Origin of the sequence: Proteiniphilum sp. UBA5384, assembly GCF_002410825.1 — a bacterium.
In the GTDB taxonomy this organism is placed as follows: domain Bacteria; phylum Bacteroidota; class Bacteroidia; order Bacteroidales; family Dysgonomonadaceae; genus Proteiniphilum.
In genome coordinates, this window is the sequence record NZ_DHOS01000067.1 from 40,373 (window position 1) to 56,992 (window position 16,620).

Genomic DNA, 16,620 nt, shown 5'->3' on the forward strand with positions numbered 1-16,620 from the left:
ATACAAGATTACATTCGTATGACTGATTCTGCTTCACAATCCGGAGAAAATTATATCAAACGATGAAATGTTATCGAATTGGATGATATAAAAACTTCTCAGAGCAGCTTTAGCAGCGTAAAATCTGTTTCAGATGTTTTTTGAAGTATCCGCATTCTGAAGTATACGCCCCTGTAGAAATTATCAAATTGACTTTTTAGGCAGTTTCAATCTCTACAGCATTTGGGATTTTCTCGGCAATTGAACACATTTTCAGTTTCTGCACTGTTCGGTACAGAACGATTTGAACTCCTACCATATACAAAGGGACTGTCTCACTTATATTGAGTCGGTCTCTTTTTTTATGTCTCGGGCGGGTATTTGCATTATGGAGATATTTTTCTGATGAAAATTTTAATTATTGAAGACGAACAAAATATTAGTTCATTTATAGAACGGGGATTAAATATCAGCGGATATACAACCGAAGTATGTGGGGATGGTTTACAGGCGTGGGAAAAGCTGCAGGCTATCGTTTACAATTTAATTATTGTTGATATCATGATGCCCTTCATGTCGGGTCTGGAGCTTTGCAAGGCTTACCGACAAAAATTTGGCTATTCCACTCCCATCATTTTGCTTACCGCCCTGTCAACAACTGAAGATATAGTGAATGGACTTAATGCCGGCGCCGATGATTATATCACAAAGCCATTTAAACTGTCAGAGCTGGAAGCCCGGATCAAGGCGTTATTACGCCGATCGAATATAAATCCGGAAAAACAGGATAATGGATTACTACAATTTTCTGATTTAACGCTTGATCTGAACACAAAGCAGGCTTATAGAAGTGGTAATACAGTTCATCTTACCGCGAAAGAGTATTTATTACTGAAATATTTTATGCAAAATCCCAACAGGGTACTTTCACGTCAGACCCTACTTGAAAATGTGTGGGATATGAATTTCGATACCAATACCAATATTGTGGATGTATATGTCAATTACATCCGGAATAAAATTCAACCCGACGGAACATCCAAATTAATCCATACCGTGATCGGCTTGGGATATATTTTGAAAGAGGAATGAAGATAAAAACAAAATTAGCTCTGTTATATACCTCAATTACAGTGGGAATACTGGTAATTGTATTTATTTTTGTTTATCTGCTCACATCAAAAAATATTGACAATAATTACTACACGCTTTTATTCGACAAGGCATTGATCACAGCCCAGAAGCATTTTGAAAAAGACGAACTAAATCAACATGCTTATCAAAAAATTATCGACGCCTACCAAAGCCTATTGCCTGAGACATCTGAGAGGGTGATCATTGCCAATGACCGGCAGCAGGCCACAAAGGAACTTGAGACCTTTCTTACCGATCGGCAAGTGAAGGGCCTGTTCCAGAATTATCAGGTAAAATTCGAGCTGGATAACCAAAGCGGGGTTGGCATATATTATCCCGATAACGAAGGTAATTTCATTATCATAGTTACTGCCAGAAATCTCCAGGGAGAGTATTTAATAAGCTCTTTGAAGAAAATATTGATCGTCATATTAGTCGTAAGCAGTGTGATTATTTTCGGATTACTCTGGTGGAATGCCAAAATAATTACCAAACCGTTACAGGAAATGGTTAACCGTATGCAGGAAATAACCCCCAAAGCACTGCATCTACGTCTGGCACAAAGGAACGGGAACGACGAGTTGGCACAAACCATTAATTATTTCAACCGGATGATAGAACGGCTGGAGATAAGCTTTAACTCACAAAAAACATTTATCGCCAACGCCTCTCATGAACTGAAAAACCCCCTCACGGCCATTATGGGAGAGTGTGAGGTAATGCAACTCAAGGAATTTACTCCTGACGAATACAAAATATCCCTCCGTCGGATAGAGAGCGAGATGGAGCGATTAAATATACTGGTGAACAACCTGTTCCAATTGGCTCAGACCGACTTGGATATTTCAGAATCGGGAAGGGAGCAGCTTAATCTGGTGGATGAACTACAATCCGTAGTGCATCATTTTGAATACTCGAAATACAAAGGACGTATTTCGCTCGTAAGAAATACTACCCCCTTTTATATCAAATCCAATAACCATTTGTTGTTTGTGGCATTACAAAATATCATAGATAACGCTTGCAAATATTCTGAGGAGACAGTCACTGTCCGTGCCTTCAAAACCAAATCGGAATTTCAAATCACAGTCAGTGACAAGGGAATAGGCATACCTTCCGATGAAAAGGAAAAAATTTTCGATACTTTCTACCGGGGGCGGAACACACATGGATATAAAGGGGCGGGAATCGGATTATCACTCGCGCACAAAATCTTAACGCTTTCGGGAGCCGTTATGGAGATCACCTCCACCGAAAACAGAGGTACCACTATCTCGATCATCTGGAAAAACAGTTTCTAATCTAATTCTAATCTCTCTTTAATGGGCTTCTAATTTCAGAAATCTACCTTTGCCGAAAATTTTCAGATTATATAGATAGCATAACGGTAAAGATGAAAAAATGAAAATAATCCCGCAATTATTCCTTTTAAGTTTTCTATTGATATTTCTCCCATTCGATACTTTCGCTCAGCAAGAGGAGGTAAAGCGATATACACCCTCACAGATCGAGACCCTGTTTCTCGAACAAAACCTGCAACTGATAGCCGAAAAGATGAATATCAGCCTCGCCGATGCTGAAATAGCACAAGCTAAACTTTGGGATAATCCCGAACTGTCGATCGGATCGGTAAATTTTTGGGGAAGCGACAGGCAAAGGAAAGAGTTGGAGATGGGCTCCTTTCCTAAAAACGTTCAGTTCAGCGTAGAGCTCAATCAAATTATCCGGACCGCCCGCAAACGGAGCAAACTCGTAAAACAGACGGAAGTAACCAAAGAAATAGCCATTGAGGAGTTTGAAGAGATATTGAGAGGATTAAAAGCGGAACTGAGAAAGCTAATTGGAGAAGCAGCATACCTGCAATCGTACCGTGAAGTATTATCCACCCAGCAAAAATCGCTGGAACAATTGATCGCCGCTTATAAGAAACAGGTGGCGCAGGGAAACATAGCAAAGACCGAACTGCTCAGGCTGCAGTCCGGCTTGTTGGAGTTGGAAAAGGAAATGAACGAGACGGAAGTCGATTTCAATGCACAACAGAAAGAGCTCAAGTCCCTGTTGAATATTTCTCCTTTCATACGGATTGAGATTAAACCGGGTGAAGAGAACATGCCCGATCCCGATCCGATGCAGTTGGCCTCTTTATTCGAAATCGCTTTCGAGTCACGTCCCGACCTGAAACGGAGTGAGCTACAAACCCATTTCTATGAAAAATCATTGATTTACGAAAAATCGCAACGCATCCCCGACATTACGTTAAACGTTAGTTACGACCGCTACGGAGGTATCTGGAAAGATTTTGCGGGTGTGGGCTTCAGTTTCGACCTCCCTTTTCTGAACAGGAATCAAGGCAATATAAAAGCGGCCAAGATTGGCCTTTACCAAAGCCGTTATCTTGTTCAGCAACAGCAGAATACCGTCCTGCACGAAATTACGGAAGCCTTTACCAATTACGTCCAGGCATACAATTTTCACCAAAAAATTGCGGACAACGAACTATTGACCGAACTGGACAAGATGTTCGAGCTATACACCAAAAACCTGCTCAACAAAAATATCAGCATGCTGGAATATATCGACTTTATGGAATCGTACCGCAGTAATAAGCAAACACTGCTTACAGCACGTAAAAACAGGTACGTTTCGTTCAGCGAACTTCAATATGCTACAGGATCCGACATACAATAGACAAAGCTTTATGACAGTAAAAAAATTTGTGTTGCTCACGCTCACACCACTTATTTTCCTATCCAATTCCTGCACGGGGGACCGTACAGAAAATGCAGGAGACCGCCCGGTAATCAATCCCGATTTCCTTTCGACCGTAAAAACGGTAAAAGCTGCTGCCGGTCGTCAGAAAGAGACACTAACCCTCAATGGGAAGGTAGAGTACGATCCCGACAAAGTAGTCCATTATTTTCCATTGATCGGAGGAATAGTAGAGAAAGTCTATTTCTCGATGGGCGACAAGGTAGGGAAAGGGGAAACGCTTTTAGATGTCCGCAGTGCAGATTTATCAGCCTTGCAATCTGAACTTGTCTCGTTACAGGCAGAAATCAATGTGGTGGAAAGAGAAGTAAAAACCGCCCGGGAGATGTTCAACGACAATATGCTTTCCGAGAGGGAGTTGATGGAGGCCGAGTCTAAACTCAAGCAAACCCAAGCCACATTGGCAAGGATCCAAAACGACATGTGCCTCTTTGGCTCGGATAAAGGGGGTGGCGTTTTTTCACTCAAAGCTCCCGCTTCGGGTTATATCGTCTCTAAAAGAGTCTCTTCAGGCAGTACTATATCATCAGGCGACGAGGCGTTGTTTACCATCGCCGATCTGAGTGAGGTGTGGGTGATGGCCAATGTATATGCCGGAAACCTGCAATTCGTAAAAGAAGGGATGGAAGTTAATTTCACCACCCTATCCTATCCCGGAGAAGTTTTTGATGGCAAAATAGACAGACTTTCACAAGTGTTCGATCCCGACGACAAAGTCCTGAAAGCAAGGATTACCATGCCTAATCAAGACCTGAAACTGAAACCGGAAATGCCGGTCGTAGTATATCTAAGAAATGAAACGGACGAACGGGTTATCGCCATTCCGTCTGACGCACTGATTTTTGATGACAACCGCCATTTCGTCGTGATAAAAAGTGACGGGGATGATTTTCAAATAAAAGAAGTGCAATTACAGGGTCACAATGAAAACATCTCTTACGTGCATAGCGGCATTTCGGAGGGCGACGAGGTGGTTGTGAGTGGCCAATTGCTTATTTATTCAGGACTTAACGAAAAATAGCCATGCACAAATTTGTTGAAAATATCATCGCCTTCTCACTCAGAAACCATGTCCTTATTCTGTTCCTTACTGCCATACTGTTGGTTGCCGGAATCGTCTGCTTTATCAACACACCGATAGAAGCTTATCCCGACGTCACTAACACACGGGTACGGGTAATCACCCAATGGCCTGGACGTAGTGCCGAGGAGGTGGAGAAATTCGTGACCCTGCCCATCATGCGGGAAATGAACACCATTCCGCGCAAGACAGAAGTACGTTCCACGTCCCTCTTCGGCTTGTCGGTCGTTACTGTTATTTTTGAAGATGGTGTCGATGATTTTTTCGCACAGCAATATTCATCCAACCGGATGCAAGACCTCGATCTGCCCGAGGGAGCCGAAGCCTCCATTGAGCCGCCGTCAGGTGCCACAGGTGAAATATACCGTTATGTGATCAAAAGTGACCTGCCGATACGCGAAGTCACGGCAATTAACGAATGGGTCATCGAACGGGAATTGCTTTCCGTGCCCGGGGTGGCAAGTATCAATACCTTCGGCGGCGAGGACAAGATTTTCGAAATAAAAGTAAACCCAACCGAATTGGCCAACTACAACCTTTCTCCTTTAGATGTCTATGAAGCCGTTTCAAACAGCAATATCAACGTGGGAGGAGACATTATACAGAAAGGAAGCCAAGCTTTCGTAGTGCGGGGAGTCGGGCTGCTGGAAAGCATCGAAGACATTGAAAACATCCTGATTGAGGTCAGAGGTAGCACTCCCATCCGGGTGAAACAGGTGGCCACGGTGGATATATCGTCCAAACCTCGCTTGGGGCAGGTGGGTCTTGATAATGAAAACGATTTGGTACAGGGGATCGTGGTAATGCTTCGCGGGCAAAATCCGGGAGAGGTTATCAAACACCTGAAAGAGAAAATAACGGAACTGAATGAACATATCCTGCCTGAGAATGTAAAGATAGAACCCTTTCTAGACCGTACAACCTTAGTCGATGCTACCGTCAACACGGTATTGAAAAATCTTTTGGAGGGCGTCGTACTTGTCTCTATCGTAGTATTCATCTTTCTGTTCAACTGGCGCACAACGCTCATTGTCGCAACGGTTATTCCGCTTTCATTCCTGTTTGCCATTATCATGTTACGGATACAAGGGCTTCCCGCAAACCTGATCTCAATGGGTTCGCTCGACTTCGGATTATTGCTGGAAGGGACATTGGTGATTGTGGAAGTAATCTTTGTAGCAGTGGTCAAACGCTCCGAGAAGTTGGGAAGCCGTTATATGAATAGCGCGAAATCGGGACTAATCAAAAAAAGTGCGGGAAGTGTGGCTTCACATATCTTCTTTGCCCAAATCATTCTGGTCGTGGCTCTATTCCCCATCTTCTCTTTTCAAAAAGTGGAAGGGAAGATGTTTTCTCCTCTGGCTTTCACATTGGGGTATGCGCTTTTAGGCTCATTGACGCTGTCATTAACTTATGTCCCTGTAATGTGTAAAATAATGCTCAATAAACCTGTCAAAGAGAGGACAAATGCAATCAGCAGGTTTTTTATCCACATTATACAATCCATCTATACCTTTAGCTGCCGATACAGGAAAGGTGCCATCGCTGCTTTTTGCGTTTTATTGCTCCTGTGTATCGTCCGCTTTTTATTTTGGGGAACGGAATTTATACCAAGTATGAACGAAGGAGCTATTTACATCCGGGCAACCCTCCCCAACAGTGTCAATCTCGACGAATCGGTGGAAATAACCAAACAGATGAAACAGAAGATACGCTCTTTTGATGAAGTGCAGTTTGTGCTATCGCAAACGGGAAGGCCTAACGACGGGACTGATGCGACGGGTTTTTTCAATATTGAATTTCACACTCAGCTGAAACCCGACAAGGAATGGAAACGGAAAATAAAGAAAGAAGACCTTATCACGGAAATAAAAGAGGCGATAGATATCTATCCGGGTGTCATACTTGGCTTCAGTCAGCCGATACAGGATAATGTAGAAGAATATGTGGCTGGGGTAAAAAGCTCCCTTGTCATCAAGATCTTCGGAGAAGACCTTCAACAGCTGGAGGCATTGGCTGACCAAACAGCGACAACGATCAAGCAGGTCAGGGGCGTGGAAGATGTCAATGTCTTCCGAAGTATCGGCCTACCCGAATTACAGATAAAACTGGACGAGGCGAAAATGGCCCGTTATGCCGTCTCGATGGCCGATGCACAGTCGGTGACGGAGATGGCAATCGGCGGGAAAGCCGCCACGCAGTTCTATGAGGGAGAGCGTATCTTTGACGTGCGACTGCGTTTCCAAAAGGAATACCGCGACAATGAAGACAAAATCGGCAATATATTAATTCCCACGATGGACGGGAAGTACGTTCCATTGAAAGAAATTGCGGACATCGACTTCATTACGGGGCCCACTTTTATTTACCGCGATGGTAGCAGTCGCTATGTGGGGGTAGGATTCAGCATTCGTGACAGGGATATGGGCTCCACCATTGCCGAAGCACAAAAAAAAGTGAGTGAAAAAGTGGAATTGGGAGCTAAAAATAAAATGGAATGGGCAGGTGAATTCGAAAGCCAGCAGCGTGCCACAAAACGGCTTATGGTGATTGTACCCTCAGTGCTTGTCCTGATCCTGTTCCTTCTATATCTCCACTTCGGGACAGTAAAAGACACGCTGATAGCCGCGAGTGCTATGCCTTACGCTTTTATCGGCGGCTTTATATCACTTTGGGTGACAGGGACGGTGTTTGGCATATCAGCAGGCGTGGGATTTATCATTCTTTTCGGTATTACAGCCATTGACAGCATATTACTCATCTCCTTCATGAAACAGCGCATGCAAAATTCACGAAACCTAAGATTGGCGATAGATGAAGCGGTAAACATAAGGATACGCCCTGTTTTAATGATTGCATTGATGGGGTCAATGGGATTGTTGCCTGCTGCCTTATCTTCAGGTATGGGTTCCGAAATTCAAAAGCCTTTGGCAATTATGATTGTCGGCGGAATAGTAATATGCATGATACTTTCTTTTACTGTATTGCCACAGGTATTTTATTTTGCTTACCGGAGAGACAAGAGATTGAATTCCCCTGCAGCAAACTGACAAAATAAGAAGCAAAGGAAAATTAAAGTTTCATACGTCGTACGATGTGCTACTAAATGATTCGTCTAACAATATTTGTGAATCTTGAGTAAAAGAATGTTAGTATAACAATTTTTCATTTCATGCACTTGGAAATGCCTTAATTTTCATGTACTTTTGTTTACACAGGATAACTCTTAACACCATAAGCTGTATGAAACGCCTTTATATCTCGCTTCTAATAGTTCTCCTCTTCACCCAGGTGAGGATTTTTGCACAGGAAATTCCGGTGAAACAAGATAGCCTGGAACTGAAAACCGGCGTTTCGGGAGATTTACCCTCACTCCCCGACTCCCTTCAATCCGGACAACTTCCGTTAAGACTGCCCCGACTGAACCCGATGGAGAATTTTATGCCGCAGTTCACTCCCTATCAAAAATTTACACTATCACCGCAACATACAGATGAAGAAGGAATATTTCCTCCCATTTATTGGGACGGTGCCATGTCCGATTTTATCAATAGCAAGAGCAGGACAGCCATTGCCAGCATGATGCCAACCCCTAATCTTCTGCTGCATTCTTCGACCACCCTCGGCATGGTGGAGACTCCCATGTTCGGCAAAGGATATTACTATATATTGGACGCGGGGGCCCGCTATATGATTGATCCGGCGTTGATGATGGGCATCAGTGGAGGTTACAACTCCAATTTCGACGAGATACCGTTCTGGAATATTGGCATGAACGCAAGCTACCAGGTGAATCGTAACCTGATGTTTGATGGAGGAGCAACCTATTTAAAGACCGCTGGCAATCAGTACAATGTTAACCAGTCGGCAGTGATGCTCGACCTGCACGGCCGTTATCGGATTAATGACGACTGGTATCTGAATGCCTACGGGGGTATGCCTGTCATGAAGCGCAATAACCAGTCCGGCCCCATGCTTCCGATGATGAATGCGCCTTATTATGGCGGCTCAGCAGAGTATTGGTTCAAGCCTACCATGGGCGTGGAAGGAGGTATGATCTGGGTACGTGATATGTTCTCTGGCAAAATGCGGCCTCAGCCCAAACTGGAACTGCTCTTCAGACCGGGAAAAAAATAATCACCCATCAATTGATTGTCAAGATCATTTTATGGTCAACGGCCAGTTTACGCATGTTGAGAATGGCGTAACGCATACGTCCAAGGGCAGTATTGATACTCACTCCTGTGACTTCCGCGATCTCCTTGAAACTCAAATCCCCATAATACCGCATCTGTAACACTTCACGTTGCTCGTCCGGTAAAAAATCAATCAGCCTTTTCACATCGCTGAGTACCTGAGCTTTCACCATTTTCATCTCCACGGTATCATCACACAGGGAAGAATTATTGAACAGGTCGAACTCGTAGTCATCATTGGAGACGGTGTTCTCGTTTTTTCTCTGACGGAAATAATCGATGATCAAATTACGGGCAATCCGCATGATCCATGCCTTGAATTTTCCGGTCTCAGTGTACCCACCCTGCCTGATATTGGTGATGGCCTTGAAGAAGGTATCTTGAAAGATGTCTTCAGCCAGCCCCTGATCGCGGACCGTGTAATAAATATAAGTGTAAAGAGATTGCTTATGCCGGTTGAGGAGCAGATCAAACGCATAATTATTGCCATCGGCATACGAAACGACCAATTCTTCATCGGTCATCATGCAGAAAGTTTCCATTACTTTACTTCTTAATTGTTATGTTCGTTCAATTGAGTAAAGAGGACTTATAGGCAAATAATTTTAATGTTTGTTCCTGAAAATGCTTGCATTAAGATAATTTGAATTATCCTACTTTGCAAACGAATAATTTATGAAAGCAAAGAAAAGCAAAAAAGATACAACTACCAAATAGAAGATGGAATAATTTAAATCGAAAATGTTACTATATTTGTATTTTTATAAGCTGATAATTCTATCACTCATCTCTACAATATTTAATAATAGCGATCAATAAAAATGACTATGAAACAGTTATAGTCAAGAAGCACACACATATGGGAAACAAGACCATTTTAAATTTGCTGAAAGAAGCTGTAGAAAAATACGGTGAAAACCCTTATTTATACGAAGCGAGAAAAGGCACACAATACACCTCTTTAAGCTACAAGCAAGTAGAAGAGCGAACGCTGCAATTCGCCGCCGGCCTACTGTCATTGGGGATTGAGTCGGGCGACCGTGTAGCTCTTATTTCAGAAGGAAAAAATAATTGGGTAATCGGTGAACTGGGTATCCTCCATGCCGACGCTGTCAGTGTACCATTGTCGGTAAAACTACAATCCGCGCAGGATTTGAGTTTCCGGATCAATCATTCCGAATGTGTAGCCATACTGGCCTCCGACCAGCAAATAGCCAAGTTGCGTCCGATAAAGAACCTGTTCCCCACCGTAAAGCATTATATATTACTTGACCCGGATGATAATCCCGAGAAAGATGAATTTTTATTTGAGGGAGTGATTGAAGCCGGAAAAAAATTCATGGAGACCAATCCTTCCGCTTTAAAAGAGAGAATGAAAGGTGTGGCACCCGATTCACTGGCCAATATATCCTACACGTCAGGTACGACCGCCAATCCGAAAGGGATCATGCTCACCCATGGCAATTACGTATGCAATGCCGAACAGGCAGTGGGTATCCTCCATGGTATTCCTCCTTATTTCCGCACGTTGCTGATATTACCCTGGGATCACTCCTTCGGCCATACCGCCGGCATATACACCTTCATGAAATGCGGGGCTTCCATCGCTTCTGTCGCTATGGGAAAGACCGCCATGGAGATACTGCGGAACGTACCTAAAAGTCTTAAAGCCATTAACCCTCATTTATTGATGAGTGTTCCCGCCCTTGCTTCCAATTTCAGAAAAAGTATAGAGGCCGAGATTGAGAAAAAAGGCAAAATCACTGCTTCTTTATTTAAGCAAGCACTCAAAACCGCTTATGCTTATAACAAAGAAGGATTTAACAAGGGAGGACGCGGACGCTTGATGCTCTCCATTTATGATAAATTGATTTTCGCCAAGATACGACAATCATTCGCCGGCAATATGGAATTCTTCATCGGAGGCGGGGCACTCCTCGATATCGAGTTGCAGCGGTTTTTTTATGCGATTGGCATCCCGATGTACCAGGGGTATGGATTATCGGAAGCCACACCCATTATATCGGCAAACAGTCAATATGCGCATAAACTGGGGTCATCAGGTAAACCGGTTCCCAATATGGATATCAAAATTGTGGATGATAACTTGCAAGAGTTGCCCATTGGTGAGAAGGGTGAAATTATTGTCCGTGGAGGAAATGTGATGAAGGGATATTGGAAAAACCCGCAGGCAACAGCCGAAACTATTGTGAACGGGTGGCTCAGAACCGGTGATATGGGATATATCGATAAAGATGGATTTCTCTATGTGCTCGGACGTACCAAATCGTTGCTGATCAGTGATGACGGTGAAAAATTCTCACCCGAAGGGATTGAAGAGTCTATTACCTCCACCTCTCCCATCATTGAACAATGTGTGTTGTACAACAACCAAAGTCCTTATACCTCCGCGCTGATCGTTCCCAATGCGGCAGCATTGAAAAAGATAAATGCCGGTCCGGAACAAGCGGCGCTTCTGATAGAAAAAGAGATTAATGAGTATAGGAGTGGCGGCAAACACGACGGTTTATTTCCTCATCGCTGGATTCCTTCTGCCTTTGCAGTGATTGAAGAGCCTTTCTCCGAACAGAACGGGTTCATGAACTCCACCATGAAGATCGTGAAGCACAAGGTATATGAAGCATACGCTCCAAGGATCGATTCACTCTATACTCCCGAAGGAAAGCAGGCCATTTCACCGGAAAATCTGGAAGCATTGAAGAAACTATTATAATGAAATATGAAAGGTTTTAATTTCCCGGCTTCATAAAGTCCGCCTTACTGATTTTGGCATAATGTTCTTTTTCATCACTTGTCCTGATCTGAATCGTAACTGTATCATTCCAGGATTGAAGTGTTGCAAGACCCGAAATATCACATGACACAGCACTATAATCAGGAGTGGTCTTTGACCAATTGGAAGGGATATTCAGATTACAGTAAAGCTTTAACTTAAGAGTATCAGGAGTTTGTTCATTGGAATCGTACACCAAATTCAATGTAGCAGGAACCTTTTCTCCATTCACCAAGTTCACTGTGCCAACACCTCCATGCAAATTGAAATAACCCCGATAACCATATCCCATCCCCAGCAACGATGGTACTTCTTTATCAGCAATAAGATCGCCTTCAAATTCATCTTTATCAACGGGACGAATCACATCATATACTGTCCATGGATTGACATGGGCATTATTGATAAACTGCGTGCCGTCAACGGATGTCGTCCAATCATCCTCCATATAACTGAAACTGAAATATCCTCTCTCGACATTTGCCAATCTTGCATCATAGGAAATCACCAGACCGCCGCCATCCAGATAGCAGGCGTATCCTCTTTTGGAATCACCTATAATCGTGGCATTGCTCATAAACCCTCTGGAGCCATCGTCTTTATTATCATCGCAGCTTGTATAAGCAATCAAACTGATAGAAAAAGCGATAATAATCAAAAATTTATTCTTCATAATCTTTATTTTTATTATATGCGCAGTGGACAATCTTATTTCCCTGTCAATTCTACAAATTTACTCCGATCATTCTATATACAGTTATATAGATGAAATTTTAACTAAAACGATGCACCAGTTTTATCTCTTTAACCATATTCTGGCACTCAACAATCATCTCTTTTACAAGAGACTTCTCCATATTCTACCTAATAGAAAAAAATAATTCCATATTATTTTGATTATTAGCGCAATGCGACCTAACTTTAACTAAAAAAAGGTCATCCTTTGCCGCTATCTTAGACAGCAAAAGCGGGAAAATTAAGTTTCTCCCGCTGTATCAATATCCGGAAAAAGCAAGTAACTACTCGCCAAGAACCGGTTTATAATAACCCAAATCTTCGATACGCGACTTGGATATGAAATTCCAATTCTTCATCACTTCTATCTCACCATAATGGACATACACTTCCGCGCTGCGACGGAACAGTTCCTGGTCTCTATTGGCATCCTGCAAGAGAAGATGTCCCATAATAATATGGGCGGCACTCTCCACGAGGCGGCGCGCATGGAAATCGAGATAATCGACATCTTTGGCAGAAGTAACCGCTTCCACCATTTTCTCATAAGTCTCCGCCATGTTAGCCAGATCACGTTTCAACGATTCTAGTTCGGGGACTATAGGCATCGCAGCGTATTCCTTGATCTGCTGCAGATAAGTGCCGGTGGTGACGTGACGAATAGCGGCTACCACCTGCAACTGGGTAGTCCCTTCGTAAATATTGGTGATGCGTGCATCGCGATAGAGCCGCTCGCACTTGTAATCTTTCATAAATCCCGAACCGCCATGGACCTGGATAGAATCATACGCATTTTGATTGGCATACTCGCTGCTCATTCCCTTACCAAGGGGAGTAAAAGCATCAGCCAAGCGGGAGAAATGTTTCATCTCATCCCGTTCTTCCGGAGTCAGTTTACGTTCCCGGCTGATATCTTCCAGTGTTTTGTACATGTCTACGAAACGGCAGGTTTCATAAAGCAATGCGCGTGACGCATCGGTCTTGGCACGCATATTGGCCAGCATTTCATACACCGGAGGGAACTCGATAATGGCCTTGCCAAACTGACGGCGCTCCAAAGCATAGTCATAAGCCTCACGAGTAGCCGCTTCAGAAAGTCCTACCGACTGTGCCATGATTCCCAGACGGGCCCCGTTCATCAACGACATCACGTACTTGATGAGCCCCATACGGCGTGTCCCGACCAATTCCGCTTTGGCATTCTTGAACACCAGTTCGCAAGTAGGCGCTCCCTTGATTCCCATCTTATTTTCGATACGGCGTACATTCACACCTCCACTTTTCTTGTCGTAGATAAACATCGACAAGCCACGGGCATCCTTGGTTCCCTCTTCAGAGCGGGCAAGCACCAGGTGAATATCGGCATCACCATTGGTAATGAATCGCTTCACGCCATTCAGGTACCACTGATTCTCCTTTTCGTTATAGCTTGCTTTCAGCATCACCGCCTGCAAATCCGATCCGGCATCGGGTTCGGTAAGGTCCATCGACATGGTTTCACCTTTCACGATACGAGGCAGGTATTTATCCCTCTGCGCCGGATCGGCAAATTCATAGATAGTCTCACCACAGTCCTGCAGCATCCAGATATTCTGGAAGCTGGCGTCGGCGCGGCTGACAATATCGGCACTCATCATATAGGGCACCATCGGAAAGTTGAGGCCGCCATATTTACGGGCAAGTCCCATCCCCATCAGTTCCGCCTTATTGAGCGCATCGAGGTTCTCCTGCGTGGCTGCTGCATAAGTCACACGTCCATCATGCACGGTAGGACCGCTCTGGTCTACCGTTTCTGAATTCGGTTCTATAATATCACCGCAGATCTCACCCACCACTTCCAATACTTTGTCGTAGCTGTCCATAGCGTCCTCAAAATCCATCGGGGCATAATCATAAGTCTCACGGTCTGCGTAGTTCCTCTCTTTCAATTCCACAATCCGTTTCATCAGCGGATGCTGAAGATAATGACGGAATTGCGGTGTATCTGTATAAAAGTTTGCCATTTCGTTTTAGGTATGTTGTTATTTCGAATTCTTCTTATAATACTTGATCATCTTCGGAATCACCTTCTCGATCTCTCCGGTAATCACATAATCGGCGATTGAGTTGATTGGAGCGGTTGGATCATTGTTGATAGAAATGATGATAGAGCTGTCCTGCATACCGGCGATATGTTGTATCTGTCCCGATATACCACAAGCTATATATACTTTAGGACGGACAGTAACCCCTGTTTGTCCCACCTGACGTTCATGCTCAGCGAAGCCGGCATCTACGGCGGCACGTGAAGCACCTACTTCGGCACCCAAGACATCGGCAAGTTGGTAAAGCAGTTGGAAGTTCTCTTTTGATCCCACACCATATCCACCGGAAACGATGATAGGTGAATTTTTGATATTCACTTTCGATTTTTCGATATGGCGATCGATAATGGAAACTATAAAATCTTTCTCTTTCACATAATCAGTCACATTATGTTCCACTGTCTTACCTTTATAATAAGGGTCGAAAATCTCTTTCTTCATCACCCCTTCACGTACGGTAGCCATCTGTGGGCGGCAATCGGGATTAATGATCCAAGCCACGATGTTTCCCCCGAATGCGGGCCGTATCTGGTAAAGCAAATTTTCATAGGTCTTTCCTGCTTTCCGGTCTTCGTGATCCCCTATCTCGAGGGAAGTACAGTCGGCGGTAAGCCCGCTTCCCAAAAGGGATGAGACACGAGGGCCCAAGTCGCGTCCAATGATGGTGGCACCCATCAGGCATATCTGTGGCTGTTCTTTCCTGAAAAGTTCTGCCAAAATGGAAGTATGCGGTAGTGTAGTATATGGTGACAAACGGTCGTCCTTAAAAATATGCAGCACATCCACTCCATAAGGGAATGCCTGTTCTTCTATTTTTTCGAGGTCGGCGGCAGAAGCAGCGGCAATGGCTTCGAGTTTACAATTTAGCTGACCGGCAAGTGAACGTCCTTTGGTGAGTAGTTCGAGGCTCACATCGGCTACTACCCCATCCTCTATTTCCAAATATACAAATAAGTTGTTCATGTTGTTCCTTCTTATGTTATCCAATCGTGTGATTATCTATCAGTTCCTTCATCAATTCTTCGATATCGACATCGTCGTCAGTGAGGTGTCGACTCTCTTTGGCCTGAAACACCACGTTCTCTATCTTCTTCACTTTAGTAGGAGAGCCGGAAAGTCCGCATTGCACAGGATCGGCTTCTACATCAGCTACACTCCACTCTATCAGATTCAGATAGGGGCGGCTGTTATAGATATCGATATAATCGATATTTTCTGTCTGACGTTCGGTCACCGTTTTGGCATGTTTGTACTTCAACAGCAACTTCGCATTGCGGGGACGGCATGCGCGTGCGGATCCGTTCACGGTAATAAGCGTCGGGAGTGGGCATTCCACCACTTCCACTCCGTTTGCCAATCGGCGTTTCACAGTTATCTTACCGTTTTTAATCTTTTCAATATTCTCTGCATAGGTGATTTGCGGAATTCCCAACTTTTCAGCCACCTGAGGCCCGACTTGTGCCGTATCACCGTCAATAGCCTGACGTCCGGAGACAATAATATCGAACTTCCCTATCTTGCGGATCGCCATAGCCAAGGCATATGAAGTAGCCAAGGTATCCGCACCGGCAAAAGCCCTGTCGGTCAATAGTACTCCATCATCAGCTCCGCGAAACAACCCTTCGCGTAAAACCTCAGCTGCACGACCGGGTCCCATTGTCAGCACGGTAATCTTCGAACCGGGAAACCGATCCTTGATATCCAATGCCTGTTCCATCGCGTTCAAATCCTCTGGATTAAAAATGGCGGGCAAGGCCGCTCTGTTCACTGTCCCGTCAGCCTTCATCGCATCTTTTCCCACGTTTCTCGTATCGGGAACTTGCTTAGCCAACACAATAATGTTAAATG

The 16,620-nt window shown here is 44.1% G+C and carries 12 protein-coding genes; 7 read left to right on the forward strand and 5 right to left on the reverse strand.

What is annotated here, in order from left to right; genetic code table 11:
* Positions 1–381 precede the first annotated feature (381 nt).
* The 6 genes from B4G81_RS12715 (at position 382) to B4G81_RS12740 (ending at position 9,100) form a co-directional block, all read left to right on the forward strand.
* Positions 382–1,071 (forward strand): response regulator transcription factor, encoded by a 690-nt coding sequence (locus B4G81_RS12715; protein WP_294083315.1) that lies wholly within the window; start codon positions 382–384, stop codon positions 1,069–1,071.
* Positions 1,068–2,414 carry a HAMP domain-containing sensor histidine kinase gene (locus B4G81_RS12720; protein ID WP_294083089.1) on the forward strand — a complete coding sequence of 449 codons (1,347 nt, stop codon included), beginning with the start codon at positions 1,068–1,070 and terminating at the stop codon, positions 2,412–2,414. Before B4G81_RS12715 ends, B4G81_RS12720 begins: the two co-directional genes overlap by 4 nt.
* A 100-nt stretch (positions 2,415–2,514) precedes the next feature.
* The gene (locus tag B4G81_RS12725; protein ID WP_294083091.1) at positions 2,515–3,801 is read left to right on the forward strand and encodes a TolC family protein; all 1,287 of its coding nucleotides are present in this window, start codon (positions 2,515–2,517) and stop codon (positions 3,799–3,801) included.
* Between the two features lie 10 nt (positions 3,802–3,811).
* Positions 3,812–4,903 carry an efflux RND transporter periplasmic adaptor subunit gene (locus B4G81_RS12730; protein ID WP_294083093.1) on the forward strand — a complete coding sequence of 364 codons (1,092 nt, stop codon included), beginning with the start codon at positions 3,812–3,814 and terminating at the stop codon, positions 4,901–4,903.
* Between the two features lie 2 nt (positions 4,904–4,905).
* Positions 4,906–8,013 carry an efflux RND transporter permease subunit gene (locus tag B4G81_RS12735; RefSeq protein ID WP_294083095.1) on the forward strand — a complete coding sequence of 1,036 codons (3,108 nt, stop codon included), beginning with the start codon at positions 4,906–4,908 and terminating at the stop codon, positions 8,011–8,013.
* Positions 8,014–8,206: 193 nt separating this feature from the next.
* Positions 8,207–9,100, forward strand: coding sequence for a hypothetical protein (locus B4G81_RS12740; RefSeq protein WP_294083097.1), 894 nt, complete (start codon positions 8,207–8,209; stop codon positions 9,098–9,100).
* A gap of 7 nt (positions 9,101–9,107) precedes the next feature.
* Here the strand turns inward: B4G81_RS12740 and B4G81_RS12745 are convergent, their stop codons facing one another.
* Positions 9,108–9,701, reverse strand: a complete 594-nt coding sequence (locus tag B4G81_RS12745; protein ID WP_294083099.1) for an RNA polymerase sigma factor — start codon at positions 9,699–9,701, stop codon at positions 9,108–9,110.
* Positions 9,702–10,018: 317 nt separating this feature from the next.
* On the opposite strand from B4G81_RS12745, the gene B4G81_RS12750 reads away from it, so the two are divergent.
* Positions 10,019–11,893, forward strand: coding sequence for an AMP-dependent synthetase/ligase (locus B4G81_RS12750; protein ID WP_294083102.1), 1,875 nt, complete (start codon positions 10,019–10,021; stop codon positions 11,891–11,893).
* Between the two features lie 16 nt (positions 11,894–11,909).
* On the opposite strand, the gene B4G81_RS12755 is transcribed toward B4G81_RS12750, so the two are convergent.
* From B4G81_RS12755 to B4G81_RS12770, 4 genes are all read right to left on the reverse strand, one after another.
* Positions 11,910–12,626: a hypothetical protein gene (locus B4G81_RS12755; RefSeq protein ID WP_294083104.1), complete on the reverse strand. Its 717-nt coding sequence runs from the start codon at positions 12,624–12,626 to the stop codon at positions 11,910–11,912.
* Between the two features lie 346 nt (positions 12,627–12,972).
* Positions 12,973–14,691, reverse strand: a complete 1,719-nt coding sequence (locus B4G81_RS12760) for an acyl-CoA dehydrogenase family protein (RefSeq protein WP_294083106.1) — start codon at positions 14,689–14,691, stop codon at positions 12,973–12,975.
* 18 nt (positions 14,692–14,709) lie between these two features.
* Positions 14,710–15,735 carry an electron transfer flavoprotein subunit alpha/FixB family protein gene (locus tag B4G81_RS12765; RefSeq protein WP_294083108.1) on the reverse strand — a complete coding sequence of 342 codons (1,026 nt, stop codon included), beginning with the start codon at positions 15,733–15,735 and terminating at the stop codon, positions 14,710–14,712.
* Positions 15,736–15,751: 16 nt separating this feature from the next.
* Entirely contained in the window at positions 15,752–16,612 is an 861-nt protein-coding gene (locus B4G81_RS12770) for an electron transfer flavoprotein subunit beta/FixA family protein (protein ID WP_294083317.1), read from the reverse strand.
* Between the last annotated feature and the right edge of the window lie 8 nt (positions 16,613–16,620).

What these genes read in the sequence shown, in the direction of transcription:
- B4G81_RS12720 (WP_294083089.1), top strand. Translation starts at nt 1,068, where the DNA reads ATGAAGATAAAAACAAAATTAGCTCTGTTATATACCTCAATTACAGTG.
- B4G81_RS12725 (WP_294083091.1), top strand. Translation starts at nt 2,515, where the DNA reads ATGAAAATAATCCCGCAATTATTCCTTTTAAGTTTTCTATTGATATTT.
- B4G81_RS12730 (WP_294083093.1), top strand. Translation starts at nt 3,812, where the DNA reads ATGACAGTAAAAAAATTTGTGTTGCTCACGCTCACACCACTTATTTTC.
- B4G81_RS12735 (WP_294083095.1), top strand. Translation starts at nt 4,906, where the DNA reads ATGCACAAATTTGTTGAAAATATCATCGCCTTCTCACTCAGAAACCAT.
- B4G81_RS12740 (WP_294083097.1), top strand. Translation starts at nt 8,207, where the DNA reads ATGAAACGCCTTTATATCTCGCTTCTAATAGTTCTCCTCTTCACCCAG.
- B4G81_RS12745 (WP_294083099.1), bottom strand. Translation starts at nt 9,701, where the DNA reads ATGGAAACTTTCTGCATGATGACCGATGAAGAATTGGTCGTTTCGTAT.
- B4G81_RS12750 (WP_294083102.1), top strand. Translation starts at nt 10,019, where the DNA reads ATGGGAAACAAGACCATTTTAAATTTGCTGAAAGAAGCTGTAGAAAAA.
- B4G81_RS12755 (WP_294083104.1), bottom strand. Translation starts at nt 12,626, where the DNA reads ATGAAGAATAAATTTTTGATTATTATCGCTTTTTCTATCAGTTTGATT.
- B4G81_RS12760 (WP_294083106.1), bottom strand. Translation starts at nt 14,691, where the DNA reads ATGGCAAACTTTTATACAGATACACCGCAATTCCGTCATTATCTTCAG.
- B4G81_RS12765 (WP_294083108.1), bottom strand. Translation starts at nt 15,735, where the DNA reads ATGAACAACTTATTTGTATATTTGGAAATAGAGGATGGGGTAGTAGCC.